Below are 18184 nucleotides of genomic sequence, written 5' to 3' on the forward strand. Positions count from 1 at the left end.
GCAAAAAAAACGTTATTAATGCGCGGTCGCAGCTTCTGCGTCCAAGTGCCCATCGGCAGGGGAGAAACCGTGGGGCTTATCCCAAAAAGCCAGTCGCCTCTTATCGGCGTCGATATCAGCTCGACTGCAGTAAAGCTGTTGCAGCTATCCCGCAGCGGCAATCGTTTCCGCGTGGAACATTACGCTGTGGAACCACTTCCGCCGAATGCGGTGGTGGAAAAGAACATCGTGGAGGTCGAAGCGGTCGGGGAGGCCATTCGACGTGCCGTGAACCGCTCCGGGACCAAGGCTCGGCATGCTGCCGCGGCCGTGGCCGGTTCGGCCGTGATCACCAAGCTGATCCCGATGCCGGCCGATCTGGACGAGAACGAGATGGAAGCCCAGGTCGAGCTCGAGGCGGTCAACTACATCCCGTACCCGATCGAGGAAGTGAACCTCGATTTCGAAGTGCTGGGTGCGATTCCGAACAACCCGGAAATGGTCCAGGTGCTGCTGGCGGCCTCGCGTTCGGAGAACGTCGAGCTGCGCCAGTCGGCGCTGGAACTGGGCGGACTGGTCGCGCGGGTCATGGACGTGGAGGCCTTCGCGGTCGAGAACGCCTTTGCCCTGGTCGCCAGCGAGCTGCCGGTGGCCAGTGATGGCGTGGTCGCGCTGGTGGACATCGGTGCCACCATGACCACCCTGAACGTCCTGCGCGGCGGGCGCAGCCTGTACAGCCGCGAACAGGTGTTCGGCGGCAAGCAGCTGACCGACGAAGTGATGCGCCGCTACGGGCTGACCTATGAAGAGGCCGGCCTGGCCAAGCGTCAGGGTGGGTTGCCGGAAAGCTACGAGATGGAAGTGCTCGAGCCGTTCAAGGAAGCCACCGTCCAGCAGATCAGCCGTCTGCTGCAGTTCTTCTATGCGGGCAGCGAGTTCAACCGGGTCGATCACATCGTGCTCGCCGGCGGTTGCGCGGCCCTGACCGGCTTGCCGGACATGGTGGAAGAGCAGCTGGGCGTGGCCACCGTGGTGGCCAACCCGCTGGCACAGATGACGCTGGGTCCGAAGGTGCAGGCGCACGCGCTGGCCCAGGACGCCCCGGCGCTGATGATTGCGACCGGTCTGGCGCTGAGGAGCTTTGACTGATGGCGCGCATCAACCTATTGCCCTGGCGCGCCGAGCGGCGCAAGCAACGCCAGCGCGACTTCTACGCCATGCTGGGTGGGGCCGCCATCGGTGGCCTGCTGCTGTCGTTGTTGATCTGGTTCTACTACGACCGTCAGGTCAGCGGGCAGGCCGATCGCAATACCTTCCTGCAGGCCGAGATCGACAAGGTCAAGGAGCAGAACAAGGAGATCGAGCGTCTGGACCGCCAGAAGGATCGACTGCTGGCCCGCAAGGCCGTGATCGAGGAACTGCAGGCCAAGCGTTCGCAGATGGTGCACCTGTTCGATGCGCTGGTCCGGACCATCCCCGACGGGGTGGTGCTGACCACGCTCAAGCAGGAGGGCGACGTGCTGACCCTGGAAGGGCGCACGCAGTCCAACGCACGCGTCAGCGCCTACATGCGCAACCTGGAAAGCTCGGGCTGGATGACCAATCCGGAGCTGTCGATCATCGAAGCCAAGGCCCCGGACAAGGAAAAGACGTCCACGGCGCCCGGCCCGGTGATGGACATCAAGTCCTTGCCGTACATGTTCGTGGTCAAGGTGAACCTGCCCGCACAGAGCGACACGGCCCTGGCCGATGATGGCACCGTGGTCGACACGGCCGCCGAGGCCGCGCCGGTTCCACCGGTAGCGCCGCTGTCCGCTGCGCCGGCCGCCGCGACCCAGGAACCGGCCGCCGCACCCGCTGCACCGGACGCGACCGCACCGGCCAAGCCGGCCGGCAGCCGGATTGTTCCGACCACGCCGCCCGCACCACCGCCGGCGCCTGCCAACGCGCAGGAGGGGAGCCAGCAATGAGCCAGAAAATCAATCTCAAAGAGCTGGACTTCAACAACATCGGCAACTGGCCGCAGCAGGCCAAGGTCGTGTTCTGCGTGGTGCTCGCGCTGTTCATCGTGGTCATGGGCTGGTTCCTGCTGATCAGTGGCAAGCGCGACGAGCTTGCCTCGCTGGTGAACAAGGAAACCGAGCTGCGCACCGAGTTTGAAAAGGAGCAGGGCCGGGCGGTGAACCTGGAGCCGCTCAAGCAGCAGCTGACCCAGATGGAGCAGGTGCTGCAGCAGATGCTGCGCCAGCTGCCCAGCAAGACCGAAATGCCGGACCTGATCATCGACATCTCGCAGACGGCGCTCTCCAGCGGCCTGGCCAACGAGCTGTTCCAGCCCGGTGCCGAGCAGCCCAAGGAGTTCTACGCCGAAAAGCCGATCGCCCTGCGCATGGTGGGCAGCTACCACCAGTTCGGTGCATTCGTCAGCGGTGTGGCCTCGCTGCCGCGCGTGGTCATCCTGACCATGCACGACATCAACCTGAAGCCGAAGGATCCCAAGACCGGCATCACCGCCCGCAGCGGTGCGCTGGAGTTGTCCGGAACGGTCAAGACTTACCGTTACCTGGATGACGTGGAGATGGAAGCGCAGGAAAAAGCGGCTGCCGAACGGGAAAAGGCAGAGAAGAAAGGGGGCAGGAAATGAGCCGCCTGACCTCGACCGCACGGGTATGCGGCCTGCTGGGCGTGGTACTGCTGGCCGGCTGCGCACGCGGCGTGACCAGTACCCCCGGTGATGCCCCGAATCTGGAAAAGTGGGTGGCCGACGTGCGCGCACGTCCGGCACCGCCGCTTGAGCCGCTGCCGGTGATGCAGCAGTTCGAGACGTTTGAATATTCCGCGCAGGGGATGCGCGACCCGTTCACCGACGCCTGGACCAATCCGCAAGGGGGATCGGGGCTGCGTCCGGATCCGAACCGCCGCAAGGAGCCGATGGAGGACTTCCCTCTGGATGCCTTGGACATGGTCGGTTCGATCGGTCGCGGGGGCGGGCTCGTCGCACTGGTGATGGCACCGGACAAGGTCACCTATCGGGTGCGTCCGGGCGTCTATCTGGGGCAGAGCGACGGGCGGGTAACCGGGGTCTTCGAGGACCGGATTGAGCTGATTGAACTGGTGCCGGATGGCGCGGGTGGCTGGCTGGAACGGCCTGCAACGCTCGCGCTTGAAGATCAATGAATGATTATGGGGATAGCACGATGACCTTTTCCAACGCCCTGCGGCTGCGTCCGGTCCGGCGGCAGAAGCTGATCCACCTGTGCGCGCTGGGAGTCGCGCTCATGGTGGCCAACGGCACAGTGATGGCGGCCACGCCCAGTGCGGCTGCGCCCAAGCCGGCAGGCACGCCGGCGGCGGCCACCGCACCGGCGTCGCTGTCGGTATCCAAGATCGATTTCAAGCGCGGCGACGATGGCGCCGGCCGGCTGATCCTGCAGTTCGACGGGCAGGGCGCCAGCCCGGACCTGCGCAGCCAGGGCAACAGCGTGGTGATCGATGTCGGCAACGCGCGTCTGCCTGAAGCGCTGCAGAAGCCGATCAACGTGACCGATTTCGCGACCCCGGTGCAGCGCATCGACGCCAAGCCGTACGGCGGCGGTACCCAGCTGGTGCTCAACACCAACACCGCATTCGAATCGCTCGCGTATCAGAGCGGCAATGAGTATGTGGTCGAGATCAGCCCGCGCCAGGCGGCGCCGGCAACCGGTGCGGTCAACGCCACCACGGTGAGCCAGGCGGCAGCGTCGGTTGCCCAGCGTGGCTACAGCGGCAAGCCGGTGACCTTCAACTTCCAGGACGTTCCGGTGCGCACCGTGCTGCAGCTGGTCGCCGAGGAATCCAACCTCAACGTGGTCGCCTCCGACAGCGTGCAGGGCAACGTGACCCTGCGCCTGATCAACGTGCCGTGGGACCAGGCGCTGGACATCGTGCTGCGGGCCAAGGGCCTGGACAAGCGTCGCGATGGTGGCGTGATCTGGGTCGCCCCGCAGCCGGAACTGGCCAAGTTCGAGCAGGACAAGGAAGACGCGCGCATCGCGATCGAGAATCGCGAGGACCTGGTCACCGACTACATCCAGATCAACTATCACAACGCGGCCGTGATCTTCAAAGCGCTGACCGAAGCCAAGGGCATCGGCGGCGGTAACAGTGGCAGCGGTGGTGGTGGCAGTGGCAGCAATTCACAGGAAGAAAGCGGCTTCCTGTCCTCGCGCGGCCGCATCGTGGCTGACGAGCGCACCAATACGCTGATGATCAGCGACATCCCGAAGAAGATCGCGCGGATGCGTGAACTGATCAACGTGATCGACCGCCCGGTCGACCAGGTCCTGATCGAAAGCCGCATCGTGATCGCCACCGATACGTTCGCCCGCGAGCTCGGCGCAAAGTTCGGCATCAGCGGCAGCCGCGACAACGTTTATTTCAGTGGTGACCTGGGGCAGAACGGCAAGAACATCAACGACCGTTCGGCCAAGGATTTCGAGTACCAGAAAGCAATCAACGACTGGGTGGCCGGTGGCCGCACCGGCTCGATTCCGGTCCGCGCCCCGTCCACGATCAACAGTGGCCTGAACTGGAACCTGCCGGTCGATGCGCTCAAGAGCCCCGGTTCGCTGGCGCTGTCGATCCTCAACGCGGGCTACCTGCTGGACGTCGAACTCTCGGCGATGCAGGAAGAATCCCGCGGCGAAGTGATCTCCAACCCGCGCGTGGTCACCACCAACCAGCGTGAAGCGGTGATCAAACAGGGTAAGGAAATCGGCTACGTCACCATCAGTGGCGGCGGTGCCGGCGGTGTGGCCCAGGCCAACGTGCAGTTCAAGGAGGTGGTGCTGGAGCTGAAGGTCACCCCGACCATCACCAACGACAACCGCGTGTTCCTGAACATGGCGGTCAAGAAGGACGAAGTGGACAGCTACATCGTGCTGGATGGCTACGGCACCGTGCCGACCATCAACCGCCGTGAAGTGAATACCGCCGTGCTGGTCGACGACGGTCAGACCGTCGTGATCGGTGGCGTGTACGAGTTCACCGACCGCAACAGTGTCAACAAGGTGCCGTTCCTTGGGGACGTGCCGTTCCTGGGCAATCTGTTCAAGAAGCGCAGCCGCAACAAGGACAAGGCCGAACTGCTGGTGTTCGTGACCCCCAAGGTGCTGCGTGTGTCCCGGAATACCCCGGCCGTCAACTGACGCGCGTCTGAGTGCAGCAAGGAAAGGGCCGCCCGGTGCGGCCCTTTCCCGTTTGCGGGGCGGGCATCACCGGGTGGGCGGGGATCCGCGCTATGCTGCCTCTTGATGTTTCGCAGAAGCGTGTGATTTTCCATGGCAAGAGCCAACTGTTCCAGCTGCGGCGCGCAGTGTTGTCGCCTGACCGTTGTGCTTGAGGCATCGGACTGCATTCCGGCGGATCTGACCACGGAACGGCCGGGCGGGCTGCGCGTGATGGCCCAGGGTGCGGACGGATGGTGCGTGGCGCTGGACCGCCAGCGCATGAACTGCAGCATCTATGACGACCGGCCTCAGGCGTGCCGGCGCTTCGTGATGTCCGGCCCGTACTGCAGCGCGATCTATTCCACTGAGGGCCGTGTCGTCGGTTCGAACGCGGCCTAGTGTGGGATCCGCCGGTGACCCGTTTCGTGTTCAGCCAATCTTGATGCCGTAACCGCCGCTGTCCTGCCATCATGGGAATGGAACCTCTGCCCGCCGTGGAGGTCACATGGATGCCATGAATCTGCCGCCCCCCATGCCTGATACCGCTTCATCCGCTCCGGCGGAGCACGACCGCCTGCACGACGCGTTCCGCGCACTGCGCGACGCCTTGTCCGCCGAGATCGTCGGCCAGAGCGCGCTCGTGGAGCGCCTGCTGACCGCGCTGCTGGCCGATGGCCACCTGCTGGTCGAAGGCGCGCCCGGCCTGGCCAAGACCACCGCGATCCGGGCGCTGGCCGCCCGGCTCGATGCGGATTTCTCCCGCGTGCAGTTCACGCCCGATCTGCTGCCGGCCGATCTGACCGGCACCGAGATCTGGCGCCCGCAGGAAGGCCGCTTCGAATTCGTGCCCGGCCCGATCTTCCATCCGATCCTGCTGGCCGACGAAATCAATCGCGCGCCGGCCAAGGTGCAGTCCGCGCTGCTTGAAGCGATGGGCGAGCGCCAGGTCACCGTGGGCCGCCATACCTATCCGCTGCCGTCGCTGTTCCTGGTGATGGCCACGCAGAACCCGATCGAGCAGGAAGGCACCTTCCCGCTTCCCGAAGCCCAGCTGGACCGCTTCCTGATGCACGTCCGGATCGGTTACCCGGATTCGGACGCCGAGGCCGAGATCCTGCGCCTGGCGCGTGAGCGGGCCCGGGAGGCGCTGTCCACCCCGATCGCCGCGCCCGCCCGCATGCCGTTGAGCGATGTATTCGCTGCACGCAAGGCGGTGCTGTCGCTGCACATGGCGCCGGCGCTGGAGCGCTATCTCATCGAAATCGTGCTGGCCTCGCGCGATGCCGCCCGCTATGACCCGGCGCTTGCCCGGCGTATCGCCTGGGGCGCCAGCCCGCGTGGCTCGATCGCCCTGGAGCGCTGCGCACGTGCGCGCGCCTGGCTGGCGGGCCGCGACTTCGTGACCCCGGAAGATGTGCGCAACGTGGCTCCGGACGTGCTGCGCCACCGCGTGCTGCCCAGCTATGAAGCCACCGCCGAGGGCTGGGATGGCGATCGCCTGGTGGCCGAGCTGCTGGCCCGCGTGCCGGCGCCCTGAGCGTCATGGACGTGCCCGCGCATCCCGCCACGCCGCTTGACGGCGATGGCCTGCAGCCGCGCCTGGCCGAACTGGTCGCGCTGCGGCGCAGTGCGCATCGAGCACCGCCGGCGAGGCGAGGCCGGCTCGGTCATGCCGGCAGTGCACCGTCGCCCGCGCGCGGGCGCGGCATGGAATACGCCGAGTCGCGCGAGTACGTGCCGGGCGATGACGCGCGGCATATCGACTGGCGCGTCACCGCGCGCACCGGGCGCGCACATACCAAACTCTTCCAGGCCGAGCGCGAGCGTTTGACGCTGCTCGTCGCCGATACCGACCCGGTGCTGTATTTCGGCACCCGGGTCCGCTTCAAATCCGTGCAGGCCGCGCGCGTCGGCGCGGTCGCGGCGTGGCTGGCGCAGCGCCAAGGCGATCGCCTGGCTGCCGTGCGCGGCAGCACTCAGGAGCCGCCGATCGCACCGGCCGGCGGCACCCGGGGTGTGCTGCGCGTGCTCGATGCCTTGACCCGCTGGTATGCCGAACCGCCCGCCGACGATGCCGGCCTGGATCGTGCCCTGGAGCAGGCGGCGCGGCTGCTTCGCCCCGGCGCACGCGTGGTGGTGCTGGCCGATCCGGCGCGCGCCGCGACGATCAGCAGTGCACGCTGGGCCGCACTGGCCATGCACCACGAAGTGGTGGTGATGCTGCTGGTCGATCCGCTGGAGCTGGCGCCGCCGGCCGAGGCATTGCCATTTCTTTCGCAGGGCCGCCGGGTGCTGCTCGATCTGGGCAGCGCAGCGGTGCGCGAACACTGGCGCGATCGTTTCGTGGCACCGCTGGAAGCGCTGCAGAACGGCCTGGCTGCGCGCCGCATCCAGGTGCACGTGGTGGCCACCGATGACGCCAGCGACAGCTGGTTGAGCCCGCTGCCGACCGCGGTGGTGGCATGAGCGCCGCGGCGTCGTTGCCGTTGCGCGATGTGCAACTGCCAGCCTCCCCGTCGTGGTGGCCGCCCGCACCGGGCTGGTGGCTGGTATTTGCCGCGATCATGCTGGTGGTGGCGGCGATCTGGGCGTGGCAATGGCGCCGGCGACGTGCACGCCAGCGTTGGCTCGATCTGTTCGATGCCCAGGTATCCCAGGCCGGTTCGCCGGTGCTGGAAGTGGCGGCCATCGCCGAGTTGCTGCGCCGCGCCGCACGTCAATACCAGCCCGGGGCGGAACGTCTGCAGGGCGACGCATGGCTGGCGTTCCTGGACGAGAAGAACAGCCGGGCCTTTTCCGAGGGCGACGGCGCGCTGCTGCTCGATGGCGGCTATCGGCCGAGTGTCGACGCCGAAGCGGTGCAGCGGTTGCGCGTCCTCGCACGCCGCCGCTATCTGTCGCTGCTGACGGAGCGGCGCCGATGATCGCGGTCACATTGCCGGCATGGTTGAGCTGGCTCGACGGCTTGGCCTGGCCGTGGATGCTGGTGGCGTTGCCGCTACCGATCCTGATGCGCTGGTGGCCCTCGCGCCCCGGTGCAGGTGCCGCGTTGCGGGTGCCGTATGCCGCCGATCAGCTGCAATCGCTCGGGGCTGCTTCGGGCGGTCCCGGGCCACGATTGGGTCGCGCGCTGCTATGGCTGGCGTGGGCCTGCCTGTGCGTGGCCGCCGCGCGACCGCAGCAGTTGGGTGAGGCGGTGACGCCACCGCAGCAGGGCCGGCAGATGATGCTCGCGGTGGACGTGTCCGGCAGCATGAGCGAAGCGGACATGATGCTTGGCAACCAGGTGGTGGAGCGGCTGACGGCGGCCAAGGCCGTGCTGGCCGACTTCCTCGACCGCCGAGTGGGCGATCGGGTGGGCCTGCTGATCTTCGGTGAACGTGCCTATACGCTGACCCCATTGACCGCCGACCTCACCAGTGTGCGCGATCAGCTGCGCGACAGCGTGGTCGGCCTGGCCGGGCGTGAGACCGCCATTGGCGATGCGATCGCGCTGGCGGTCAAACGCCTGCGCGAACAACCCGAAGGCCAACGCGTGCTGATCCTGCTTACCGACGGTGTGAGCAACGCCGGCGTGCTTGAGCCGCTGCGTGCGGCCGAGCTGGCCCAGACCGAAGGCGTGCGCGTCTATACCGTGGCCTTCGGCGGTGACGGCGGCATCAGTCTGTTTGGCGTGCAGATCGCCCCGGGCGAGGATCCGGTCGACGAGGCCACCTTGAACAAGATTGCCGAGCTCACCGGCGGCCGCTCGTTCCGGGCGCGCAATACCAATGAGCTGGCCGGCATCTATGCCGAACTGGAACGCCTGGAGCCGGTGAAATCGGCCGGACCCGCGGTGCGGCCGCGGATCGAGCGCTATGCGATGCCGCTGGCGTTGGCACTGCTGCTGGCCGGCCTGGCCTGGCTGCTGCCGAGGCGTTGGCGATGAACATAAGCTGGGATGTCCTGCATTTTGTGCGCCCCGAGGCGCTGTGGGCGCTGCTGGCGCTGCCGCTGCTGGTGGCGATCTGGTGGCTGCGCCGGCGGCGCAGCAATGTGTGGCGGCAGACGGTCGATGCCCATCTGCTGCGTCATCTGCTGGTTGGCCGCGACCGCCGCGCCTGGGGTGGGTTGATCCTGCTGCTGCTCGGCACAGCGATCGCCATCGTGGCGCTGGCCGGGCCGTCGTGGCGGCAGGTCGCCCAGCCGTTGTGGCAGACGCCGTCGCCGCTGGTGGTTGCACTGGACCTCTCCTCGCGCGTTACCGCGACCGATCTGCCGCCGTCGCGGCTGCTGCAGGCGCGCGCCAAGCTGGCCACCTTGCTGCGCGAGCGCCAGGGCGGCGAAATTGCCTTGCTGGTGTACGCCGATGATGCCTACACCGTAGCGCCACTGACCGACGACATGGCCAATGTCGCGCTGTATCTGGATGCGCTTGCACCGGATGTCATGCCACGCGATGGCCAGCGTGCCGATCGGGCGCTGGAAACGGCAGTCAAGCTGCTGCAGCAATCCGGCGCGCGCAGCGGCGACATCCTGCTGCTGACTGACCGCGCCGACGCCGATGCCGAACAGGCCGCGGCCTCGGCACGTGCGCAGGGCTTCGTGGTCTCCGTGCTCGGTCTGGGCACGCCGCAGGGCGCGGCCTACCGCAACGGCGAGGGCCAGATCGTGCCGGCGCGGCTGGAGGAGGGCACGCTGCGGGGTGTCGCCAGCCGTGGCGGCGGCCGCTATGCGCGTATCGCCTCCGATGACAAGGATCTCGCGGCGCTGGACGTGTTGACCCCGCGGGTCAGTGCCGATGACAGCCGGGAAGGGCAGGGCCGCACGTGGCGCGATGAAGGCTTCTGGCTGCTGCCGCCGCTGATGCTGCTGGCACTGTTCGCGTTCCGCCGCCGCGGTCTGCTCGTGGCGCTGGTGATGATGGCGGCGCTGCCGATGGCGATGCCGACGACGGCACACGCCGCCGAGCGGACGTGGTGGCAGCGCGCCGATCAGGTCGACCAGCAGCGCCTGTCCACGGGGGTGGATGCGTACCGCAAGGGCGACTTCAAGGCGGCCCAGCAGCAGTTCGAGGGCATCGATACGGACGCAGGCTGGTACAACCTGGGCAATGCGTTGGCGCGACAGGGCCAGTACGACGCCGCCATCGATGCCTACGACCGTGCGCTGAAAGCGCACCCGGGCATGGCGGATGCGGTCGCCAATCGCGCTGCGGTCGATGCCGCACGCAAGCGCAAGCCACCGCAGAACAACGACCAGAACAGCGATCAGAAGGACGGAAAGAAGCCGCCCGACAAGCCCGACGCCGGCAAGAACCAGGGGCAGGGTAAAGACGGGCAGTCACCGCCGCCCTCGTCCGGTGATCCGAAGGATGGCCGCTCCCAGGGCGAGAAGTCGCCGCAAGCTGCCGACAGCCAGGCGCAGGCCGAGGCCGACGCGGCCCAGCGCGAGCGCATGCAGCAGGCGATGCAGCGCCAAGGGAAGAACGACGGCACCGACAAGGCGCAGGGCCAGGTCAGCGGCACCCCGCAGCAGCGCGAGCAGCAGCAGGCGGTAGAGGCCTGGATGCGGCGGGTACCGGACGACCCGGGCAGCCTGCTGCGGGCCAAGTTCCAGCTGGAAAACGAACGCAGGAAACGGGAAGGGCGATGACACATTCCACGATACAGCGCGGGTTGCGCGCCGGGCTTGCCCTGCTGCTGTGCGCGAGCATGGCCGCGCATGCGCAGACCCGCGCCTGGCTCGACCGCGAACAGATCACCGACAGCGATACCGTCACCCTGAACATCGAATCCGATGCGGGCGGCGGCGCGCCGGATTATGGCCCGCTGCGGACCGACTTCGATCTCAGCAGCCAGACCAGCAGCCGCCAGGTGCAGTGGAGCAACGGCGCGACGACCTCGCGCGCGCTGTATGCCGTGCTGCTCACTCCCAGGCGCAGTGGCACGCTGCAGATTCCCGCCCTGCAGGTGGGCAGCAGCCGGACCCAGCCGCTGACCCTGCAGGTCGCTGCCAGCAGCGCCGCAGCCCCGGCGGCGGCCGGCAGCAATGCCGCCGTTTTCCTGGAAACCGAGGTCGACGATTCCACACCCTATGTGCAGCAGAGCGTGGGCGTGGTGGTGCGGCTGTTCTACGCCGCGCAACTGCTCAGCGGTGAGCTGGTGCTCGATACGCCGGCCGGTGCATCGCTGCAGCGGGTGGGCGATGACCGCAGCCAGGTACGCGAGGTCAACGGCCGCCGCTACAACGTGGTGGAGCGGCGCTTTCTGCTGATCCCCGAGCGCAGTGGGCCGCTGGTGCTGCCGGCCGCGCAGTTCAATGGGCGCAGTGCGGGCGGCTTCTTCAACGACATGTTCGGCGGTGATGGCCGGCTGCGCGCGGCCTCGGCCCAGCGCACGCTGCAGGTCCAAGCGCAGCCAGCCTCGGCACCCCAACCGTGGCTGCCACTGCATGGGCTGCGCCTGCGCTACACCGCCGCGCCGACCACCGGCCGTGCCGGTGAAGCGGCCACCGTGGTGGTGGAGGCCGTGGCCGAGGGCGCGACCAAGGCGCAGTTCCCGGAGCTGCCGGTGCCCGATGTGGGCCCGGGCGCGCAGGTGTTCGCCGAGCCGCCGCAGTTCGATGAAACCTTCAATGGCAACACTCCGCAGCTCACGCTGACCCGGCGCTTTGCGATCGTGCCGCGCCAGGCTGGGCCGCTGACGGTCCCGGGCCTGCGCATGGCGTGGTGGGACGTGGCCGCCGGTCAACCGCGCAGCGCCACCCTGCCGGACCTGCAACTGGACATCGCCGCCGGGGGCGCCGGCAGTGCCGCACCCACCCTGCCGGTGGACACCACCTCGGCGCTGCCGGGCGAACCGGCAGCGGCCTCTACCGATCTGCAGCTGGCGCCGGCGCAGGGCGCGCCACGGCCCTGGGGCTGGATAGCGCTGTCCGCGGGCCTGGCCGTGCTGTGGCTGCTGACCCTGGTCTGGGACTGGCGACGTCGCCGTCGTCCTGTTGCCGTGCGCAGTGCCGAAGGGGTCGTTCCCGTCGCCGCGGCAGGGAGCGCGTACACCCGCGCCGACCTGCGCCGGGCCATGGAAGCGGGCGGGTTGGACGAGATCATCGCGGTGCTGGCGGGCATGGGCGGTGTGCACACCCTGGAGCAGGTGCTGGCGCGCCTCGACGACGCGCAGCAGCGCGAGGCGTTGGTCCAGATGCAGCAGGTCCGTTGGGGCGGGCAGGGCGGCGATGTCGGCCAGGCCCGACAGGACCTGCGGCGCGCCTTCCATGACGGACCACACTGGCGGGCGCATGCGGCCGCCCAGAACAATGGCCTTGCGCCGTTGTACCCATCCGCGCATTCATAAAAAGGCGTGTCGGTCAGGGTGGCTGGCTTTGCTAAGCTGATTTCATTTTTTCGAGGAACGCCGCTCCATGACTGAGGCCGCAACGACCCGGCAGAAACTGCCTTTGCACTGGAAAATGGGCATTGGCTTCATCATCGGCCTGGTCCTCGGGCTGACCGTGCATGCCCTCGGCGGCACCGTTGACGGCCTGAGCGGCGTGGCCAAGTGGGTGATGGACTACATCACCAGCCCGGCGTCGGGCCTGTTCCTCAATCTGATCTTCATGCTCATCGTGCCGCTGATCTTCTCGGCGCTGATCATGGGCGTGTCGGAGATGGGCGACATCCGCGCCCTCGGCCGCATCGGCTGGAAGACGCTGGCCTACACCATCGTGCTGTCCGGCATCGCCGTGGGCATCGGTCTGGTGCTGGTCAATGTGCTCAAGCCCGGCGTGGGCGTGGACCCGGTCGTGGCCGCGCAGATGCTGGCCGAGAATGCAGAGCGCAGCAAGGAGATCGTCGCCGGTATCCATGGCACGCCGAAGGGCATGGACATGCTGCTGTCGATCGTGCCGGGCAACGTGGTCGAGGCGGCCTCCAGCAACAGCGCGATCCTGTCGCTGATGTTCTTCGCACTGATGTTCGGCATCGGCATGGTGCTCTCGCCCGAAGAGAAGGTGGCCCCGCTGCGTCGTGCCATCGAAGGCATCTTCGAAGTCTCGATGACCCTGATCAACCTGGTCATCCGCCTGGCCCCGTACGCGGTGGCCTGCTTCATGTTCAACCTGGCCGCGTTGTTCGGCTTCGAGCTGATCATCCGCCTGGGCGCGTACGTGGGCGTGGTGGTGCTGGCGCTGGGCCTGCACATGGTGGTGACCTACGGCGTGGCCGTGTGGCTGTCCGGCCGCTCGCCGCTGGCGTTCTTCCGCGATACCCAGGAGGCCACCGTGATGGCCTTCTCCACTGCCTCCAGCAACGCCACCCTGCCGACCGCGCTGCGCGTGGCCGACCAGATGGGCCTGCCGCAGAAAGTCTCGCGCTTCGTGCTGACCGTGGGCGCCACCGCCAACCAGAACGGCACGGCGCTGTTCGAGGGCGTGACGGTGATCTTCCTGGCGCAGTTCTTCGGGGTGGACCTGAGCATCGGCCAGCAGATCATGGTGATGGCGGTCTGCATCCTGGGCGGCATCGGCACCGCCGGCGTGCCCTCCGGCTCGCTGCCGGTGGTGGCGATGATCTGCGCCATGGTCGGCGTGAACCCGCTGGGCATCGGCCTGATCCTGGGCGTGAACCACTTCCTGGACATGTGCCGTACCGCGCTGAACGTCACCGGGGATCTGGCCCTCACCACCCTGGTGGCCAAGGGCGAGGTGGACGACGGCCCGGTCGTGGCCGCGGTGGCCCCGGCACCCGCGCCGGCTCCGCGCGACTGAGCCTGCGCAGGTCTGGTGGTTCCCGACGCCCCGCCTTGTGCGGGGCGTCGTCGTTAAGGGCCGGGCCTGTCTTTGGCCTGACCCGGCCGATCAGCTGTGGGACAATGGGCCGCCCGCACGTTCGCGGCCGCCTCCCGATTCCGACAGAACCATGACGCAGCCTACCCGCCGCCAGTTGGCCAATGCCATCCGCTTCCTTGCCGCTGATGCGGTCGAAACCGCCAAGTCCGGTCATCCCGGCATGCCGATGGGCATGGCCGACATCGCCGAAGTGCTCTGGAACGACTACCTCCGTCACAACCCCAAGAATCCCAAGTGGTTCAACCGCGACCGCTTCGTGCTGTCCAACGGCCACGGCTCGATGCTGCAGTACGCGCTGCTGCACCTGAGCGGCTACGACCTGCCGATCGAGCAGCTCAAGCAGTTCCGCCAGCTGGGCAGCAAGACCGCCGGCCACCCGGAACACCATGAAACCCCCGGCGTGGAAACCACCACCGGTCCGCTCGGTCAGGGTCTGGCCAACGCCGTGGGCTTCGCCCTGGCCGAGAAGCTGCTGGCACAGCGCTACAACCGCCCGGAACACGAGATCGTCGACCACCGCACCTGGGTGTTCCTGGGCGATGGCTGCCTGATGGAAGGCATCTCGCATGAAGCCGCCTCGCTGGCCGGCACCTGGGGCCTGTCCAAGCTGGTCTGCTTCTGGGACGACAACCACATCTCCATCGACGGCAACACCGATGGCTGGTTCACCGACAACACCCCCGAGCGTTTCGAAGCCTATGGCTGGAACGTGGTGCGCGGCGTCGATGGCCACGATCCGGACAGCATCAAGTCCGCCATCGACAGCGCGTTGTCGCAGTTCGACAAGCCGACCCTGATCTGCTGCCGCACCACCATCGGCTTCGGTTCGCCGAACAAGGCCGGCAAGGAATCCAGCCACGGCGCCCCGCTGGGCAAGGATGAGCTGGAAGCGACCCGCAAGCAGCTGGGCTGGCCGTACGGCCCGTTCGAGATTCCCGAAGAGATCTACGCCGGCTGGCGTGCCGGCGGCACCGGCACCCTGCGCCAGGCCGAGTGGGAACAGCAGTTCGACAAGTACGCCGCGCAGTTCCCGGCCGAAGCCGATGAGCTGATCCGTCGTTCGCACGGCGAGCTGCCGGCCGATTTCATCGCCAAGGCCGATGCCTACATCGCCCAGGTCCAGGCCGATGGCCAGACCATCGCCTCGCGCAAGGCCTCGCAGCTGGCGATCGAAGCGTTCGCGCCGCTGCTGCCGGAACTGGTGGGCGGTTCGGCCGATCTGGCGCACTCCAACCTGACCCTGTGGAAGGCCAGCAAGTCGGTTGCCACCGATGACCCGAACGCCAACTACGTGTACTACGGCGTGCGCGAGTTCGGCATGACCGCCATCGCCAACGGCCTGGCCCTGCATGGCGGGTTCATTCCGTTCGACGCCACCTTCCTGGTGTTCAGCGATTACGCCCGCAACGGCGTGCGCATGAGCGCGCTGATCCCGGCCCACGCGATCCACGTGTACACGCACGATTCGATCGGCCTGGGCGAAGACGGCCCGACCCACCAGCCGGTGGAGCATCTGGCCTCGCTGCGCTACATCCCGAACAACGATGTGTGGCGCCCGTGCGATGCGGTTGAATCGGCGGTCAGCTGGAAGGCCGCGATCACCCGCAAGGATGGCCCGAGCTGTCTGGTCTTCAGCCGTCAGAACCTGCCGCACCAGCCGCGCAGCACCGAGCAGGTCGCCCAGATCGCGCGCGGTGGGTACGTGCTGGCCGATGCGGAAGGTGGCGTGCCGGACGTGATCCTGATCGGCACCGGTTCGGAAGTCGGCCTGGCCGTGACCGCCAAGGCGGAACTGGATGCCGCCGGCATCAAGACCCGCGTGGTGTCGATGCCGTCGACCGACGTCTTCGAGCGTCAGGACGCGGCCTACCGTGAGTCCGTGCTGCCCAACGCCGTGCGCAACCGCGTGGCCGTGGAAGCCGGCGTCACCGGTTTCTGGCGCCAGTACGTGGGCCTGGACGGTGCGGTGGTGGGTATCGACACCTTCGGTGCGTCGGCCCCGGCGGAGGCGCTGTACAAGCACTTCGGCATCACTGCCGAGCACGTCGTGGCTGCGGCCAAGGCGCAGCTGGCGAACTGATGGTGGCGCCGGGCGCTGCCCGGTAGCTGCAACGCGAAAGGCCGGGGAGATTCCCCGGCCTTTTCGTTTGTACGAAGGGCAAACACCACGCCATCCTTGATCGAGGGTAGATACACGCATGGCGTGGATCTACATCACCCGGCTGCGGTGCGCGCCAACCCCAGCCGCAGCAACCGCGCCTCGATGCGTTCGCCGAACGTCTTCGGCGCCTCCAGCCCCATCCGCTGCAGATAGGCCTGATCGCCATCACCGGCGGGTTGGGCGATGGCGGACAGCACCGTGCGCAGCTTGGCCATCGGCGTCTGGGTGTTCTGTTTGAGCCAGCCCAATGCTTTGACGAGATGCTGCTCGACCTCGGTGAAATCACTGCCCAGTGGGTAGTCCGGCAGCAGTCCGGACTGGCGGAACGGTGCCAGTGCGGCACTGACGGCGGCGGCCGTGTTGCGCTGCCCATCACCGGCCGCAGTGAAACCAGTCGCCAGTTTCTTCGACGCCTTCGCCTTGTCCAGCAACGCGGCCTGGAACTGCGCGTCGGTGATCGCAGCCATGGCGATCACGCAGTCCTCGTCGGTCATGTTGCGCAGGTCGGCGATGCCGTACTCGTTGATGTAGAGGTCGCGCAGATGCCGCGGAATCGTGGTGTGTCCGTAGTTCCAGCGCACGTTGGAGTGCAGTACGCCCTTGTCCTCGCGGGTGGCGCGGAAGATCAGCGCACTGCGGGCGCCCGGCAGGGCATGCGCCATCGCCACGAAGTTGTACTGGCCGCCCACGCCGGAGACCACGCGGCCGTCTTCCAGCGCATCGGAAACGGCCGCGCCGAGCGCGGTGGCCATCATGCAGGAGTTGAAAAAGCGTGCATCGCGGCGCTGCATCCGCTCCAGCGTTTCATCGCCGCCGTAGAGCTGGTTGATCTCACTGATGCGGCGCATGCCGATCGCGCTGCGTTCCTCATCAGGCAGATCGCGCAGCCACTGGTAGAACTCCGGCGAGCCCAGATAGAACGCGCCGTGCAGGTATTCGCCCTCGGCCTCGAGCGTGGCGTAGTCGGTGGTCCAGGCGGTGCCGTTCTCGATCCGCTGCAACAACGCCAGATCGTCATGCACCTTGCGCCGGATCACCCCGGTCTGGACCAGCCGGCGGAAGCCTTCGTTGAGCATTTCGCTGCAGCCGTACAGACCGATCTCGAACGGCTCCAGGCCACCGCACTCCAGCACGGTGGGGTGGCTGGCCAGGCCGGGATCCAGCGCCTGCAGAATCTGGCGGTAACGCGCGTTGTCGGTATGCCGCAGCACCAGCGCATGGCTGAGCGCATCGGCCAGCGTGCCGATGCCGATCTGCAGCGTGCCACCATCGCGCACCAGCGTGCTGGCGTACAGGCCGATCGCGTAATCGGCATCGCTGACTGGCTGGCGGGGCAGTCCGAACAGCGCCGGGTAGGGCCCCGGCGGGGTGATCACCAGATCGAAGAACGACACATCCACCGTGGCCGAGCCGGCCAGATACGGCAGCTGCGGATCGATCTCGGCGATCATCAACGGCCGGGGCAGCCCGCGGGCGACCATCGCATCCAGCGTGTCCTGGGTGATGTCGTTGTTGCACGACAGCGACAGGCGCCGATCATTCGCGCGCATCGCCACTTTCTGCACGATCGCATGCGGCGCGCGCTGGGCCACCGCATCGGCGGCGTGCGTGTAGTTGAGGCTGGTGTAGCTGCGCTGGGCCTGCGAGGAATTCAACAATGCGCCGGACTGCATATAGAACTCTTCCACCTGCACATGCGCCGGCAGCTGGTCGCGCACCATCGCATCGGCGTAGGCCAGGCGCGGGAAGTCCTCACCGAAATGACGTTCGGCGAAGGGCTTCATGAAGCGTGCTTCCAGCCCGGCACCGCCGCGCGGCGGGTTCAGCGACAGTGCGGTGTACACCTGCAGCGGTCGCGAGGCGTCGTTTTCCACACGGGCGTACAGCGCGTTGAGCAGCCGGTGCGGCTTGCCCAGGGCGAGCGGGGCGCCAATGCGCAGGGGGCCATCGACCCGCTGCAGCAGCCAGTCGACGGCGGCGTCCAGGTCGGTCAGGTGTTCGGTCATGCGGC

At 67.5% G+C, this 18184-nt stretch carries 15 protein-coding genes; 14 read left to right on the forward strand and 1 reads right to left on the reverse strand.

What is annotated here, in order from left to right:
• Nucleotides 1-69: 69 nt before the first annotated feature.
• The 14 genes from K4043_RS09100 (at nucleotide 70) to tkt (ending at nucleotide 16092) form a co-directional block, all read left to right on the forward strand.
• Nucleotides 70-1128, forward strand: a complete 1059-nt coding sequence (locus K4043_RS09100) for a pilus assembly protein PilM (protein WP_123730869.1) — start codon at nucleotides 70-72, stop codon at nucleotides 1126-1128.
• Nucleotides 1128-1949, forward strand: a complete 822-nt coding sequence (locus K4043_RS09105) for a PilN domain-containing protein (protein WP_123730314.1) — start codon at nucleotides 1128-1130, stop codon at nucleotides 1947-1949. The genes K4043_RS09100 and K4043_RS09105 overlap by 1 nt, the downstream gene beginning before the upstream one ends.
• Complete coding sequence (locus K4043_RS09110; protein ID WP_123730315.1) at nucleotides 1946-2623, forward strand: type 4a pilus biogenesis protein PilO; 678 nt, start codon at nucleotides 1946-1948, stop codon at nucleotides 2621-2623. The genes K4043_RS09105 and K4043_RS09110 overlap by 4 nt, the downstream gene beginning before the upstream one ends.
• Nucleotides 2620-3156: a pilus assembly protein PilP gene (locus tag K4043_RS09115; protein ID WP_123730316.1), complete on the forward strand. Its 537-nt coding sequence runs from the start codon at nucleotides 2620-2622 to the stop codon at nucleotides 3154-3156. The genes K4043_RS09110 and K4043_RS09115 overlap by 4 nt, the downstream gene beginning before the upstream one ends.
• Nucleotides 3157-3176: 20 nt before the next feature.
• Nucleotides 3177-5165 carry a type IV pilus secretin PilQ family protein gene (locus K4043_RS09120; protein WP_123730870.1) on the forward strand — a complete coding sequence of 663 codons (1989 nt, stop codon included), beginning with the start codon at nucleotides 3177-3179 and terminating at the stop codon, nucleotides 5163-5165.
• A gap of 132 nt (nucleotides 5166-5297) precedes the next feature.
• Nucleotides 5298-5585: a YkgJ family cysteine cluster protein gene (locus K4043_RS09125; protein WP_123730317.1), complete on the forward strand. Its 288-nt coding sequence runs from the start codon at nucleotides 5298-5300 to the stop codon at nucleotides 5583-5585.
• 115 nt (nucleotides 5586-5700) lie between these two features.
• Nucleotides 5701-6723 carry a MoxR family ATPase gene (locus K4043_RS09130; RefSeq protein ID WP_265309058.1) on the forward strand — a complete coding sequence of 341 codons (1023 nt, stop codon included), beginning with the start codon at nucleotides 5701-5703 and terminating at the stop codon, nucleotides 6721-6723.
• 5 nt (nucleotides 6724-6728) lie between these two features.
• A complete protein-coding gene (locus tag K4043_RS09135) occupies nucleotides 6729-7652 on the forward strand; it encodes a DUF58 domain-containing protein (protein WP_265309059.1) in 924 nt (307 codons plus the stop codon).
• On the forward strand, nucleotides 7649-8110 hold the full coding sequence (locus K4043_RS09140) for a DUF4381 domain-containing protein (protein ID WP_265309060.1): 462 nt from the start codon (nucleotides 7649-7651) through the stop codon (nucleotides 8108-8110). The genes K4043_RS09135 and K4043_RS09140 overlap by 4 nt, the downstream gene beginning before the upstream one ends.
• Nucleotides 8107-9114, forward strand: coding sequence for a VWA domain-containing protein (locus K4043_RS09145; RefSeq protein ID WP_265309062.1), 1008 nt, complete (start codon nucleotides 8107-8109; stop codon nucleotides 9112-9114). Before K4043_RS09140 ends, K4043_RS09145 begins: the two co-directional genes overlap by 4 nt.
• Nucleotides 9111-10820: a VWA domain-containing protein gene (locus tag K4043_RS09150; protein ID WP_265309063.1), complete on the forward strand. Its 1710-nt coding sequence runs from the start codon at nucleotides 9111-9113 to the stop codon at nucleotides 10818-10820. The genes K4043_RS09145 and K4043_RS09150 overlap by 4 nt, the downstream gene beginning before the upstream one ends.
• Complete coding sequence (locus K4043_RS09155) at nucleotides 10817-12520, forward strand: BatD family protein (RefSeq protein ID WP_265309064.1); 1704 nt, start codon at nucleotides 10817-10819, stop codon at nucleotides 12518-12520. Before K4043_RS09150 ends, K4043_RS09155 begins: the two co-directional genes overlap by 4 nt.
• 67 nt (nucleotides 12521-12587) lie before the next feature.
• Complete coding sequence (locus tag K4043_RS09160) at nucleotides 12588-13931, forward strand: dicarboxylate/amino acid:cation symporter (protein WP_123730323.1); 1344 nt, start codon at nucleotides 12588-12590, stop codon at nucleotides 13929-13931.
• Nucleotides 13932-14082: 151 nt separating this feature from the next.
• The gene (gene tkt, locus K4043_RS09165) at nucleotides 14083-16092 is read left to right on the forward strand and encodes a transketolase (protein ID WP_123730324.1); all 2010 of its coding nucleotides are present in this window, start codon (nucleotides 14083-14085) and stop codon (nucleotides 16090-16092) included.
• Between the two features lie 134 nt (nucleotides 16093-16226).
• Here the strand turns inward: tkt and K4043_RS09170 are convergent, their stop codons facing one another.
• A complete protein-coding gene (locus K4043_RS09170; RefSeq protein ID WP_265309066.1) occupies nucleotides 16227-18179 on the reverse strand; it encodes an acetyl-CoA hydrolase/transferase C-terminal domain-containing protein in 1953 nt (650 codons plus the stop codon).
• Between the last annotated feature and the right edge of the window lie 5 nt (nucleotides 18180-18184).

The sequence above is a fragment of the Stenotrophomonas sp. SRS1 genome (genome assembly GCF_026130205.1).
GTDB lineage: Bacteria > Pseudomonadota > Gammaproteobacteria > Xanthomonadales > Xanthomonadaceae > Stenotrophomonas > Stenotrophomonas rhizophila_B.

Bases quoted from the DNA above. Each gene is read 5' to 3' on its own strand.
- K4043_RS09145 (WP_265309062.1), top strand. From the start codon at position 8,107: ATGATCGCGGTCACATTGCCGGCATGGTTGAGCTGGCTCGACGGCTTG.
- K4043_RS09150 (WP_265309063.1), top strand. From the start codon at position 9,111: ATGAACATAAGCTGGGATGTCCTGCATTTTGTGCGCCCCGAGGCGCTG.
- K4043_RS09155 (WP_265309064.1), top strand. From the start codon at position 10,817: ATGACACATTCCACGATACAGCGCGGGTTGCGCGCCGGGCTTGCCCTG.
- K4043_RS09125 (WP_123730317.1), top strand. From the start codon at position 5,298: ATGGCAAGAGCCAACTGTTCCAGCTGCGGCGCGCAGTGTTGTCGCCTG.
- K4043_RS09135 (WP_265309059.1), top strand. From the start codon at position 6,729: ATGGACGTGCCCGCGCATCCCGCCACGCCGCTTGACGGCGATGGCCTG.
- K4043_RS09160 (WP_123730323.1), top strand. From the start codon at position 12,588: ATGACTGAGGCCGCAACGACCCGGCAGAAACTGCCTTTGCACTGGAAA.
- K4043_RS09140 (WP_265309060.1), top strand. From the start codon at position 7,649: ATGAGCGCCGCGGCGTCGTTGCCGTTGCGCGATGTGCAACTGCCAGCC.
- tkt (WP_123730324.1), top strand. From the start codon at position 14,083: ATGACGCAGCCTACCCGCCGCCAGTTGGCCAATGCCATCCGCTTCCTT.
- K4043_RS09120 (WP_123730870.1), top strand. From the start codon at position 3,177: ATGACCTTTTCCAACGCCCTGCGGCTGCGTCCGGTCCGGCGGCAGAAG.
- K4043_RS09115 (WP_123730316.1), top strand. From the start codon at position 2,620: ATGAGCCGCCTGACCTCGACCGCACGGGTATGCGGCCTGCTGGGCGTG.
- K4043_RS09170 (WP_265309066.1), bottom strand. From the start codon at position 18,179: ATGACCGAACACCTGACCGACCTGGACGCCGCCGTCGACTGGCTGCTG.
- K4043_RS09105 (WP_123730314.1), top strand. From the start codon at position 1,128: ATGGCGCGCATCAACCTATTGCCCTGGCGCGCCGAGCGGCGCAAGCAA.
- K4043_RS09110 (WP_123730315.1), top strand. From the start codon at position 1,946: ATGAGCCAGAAAATCAATCTCAAAGAGCTGGACTTCAACAACATCGGC.
- K4043_RS09130 (WP_265309058.1), top strand. From the start codon at position 5,701: ATGAATCTGCCGCCCCCCATGCCTGATACCGCTTCATCCGCTCCGGCG.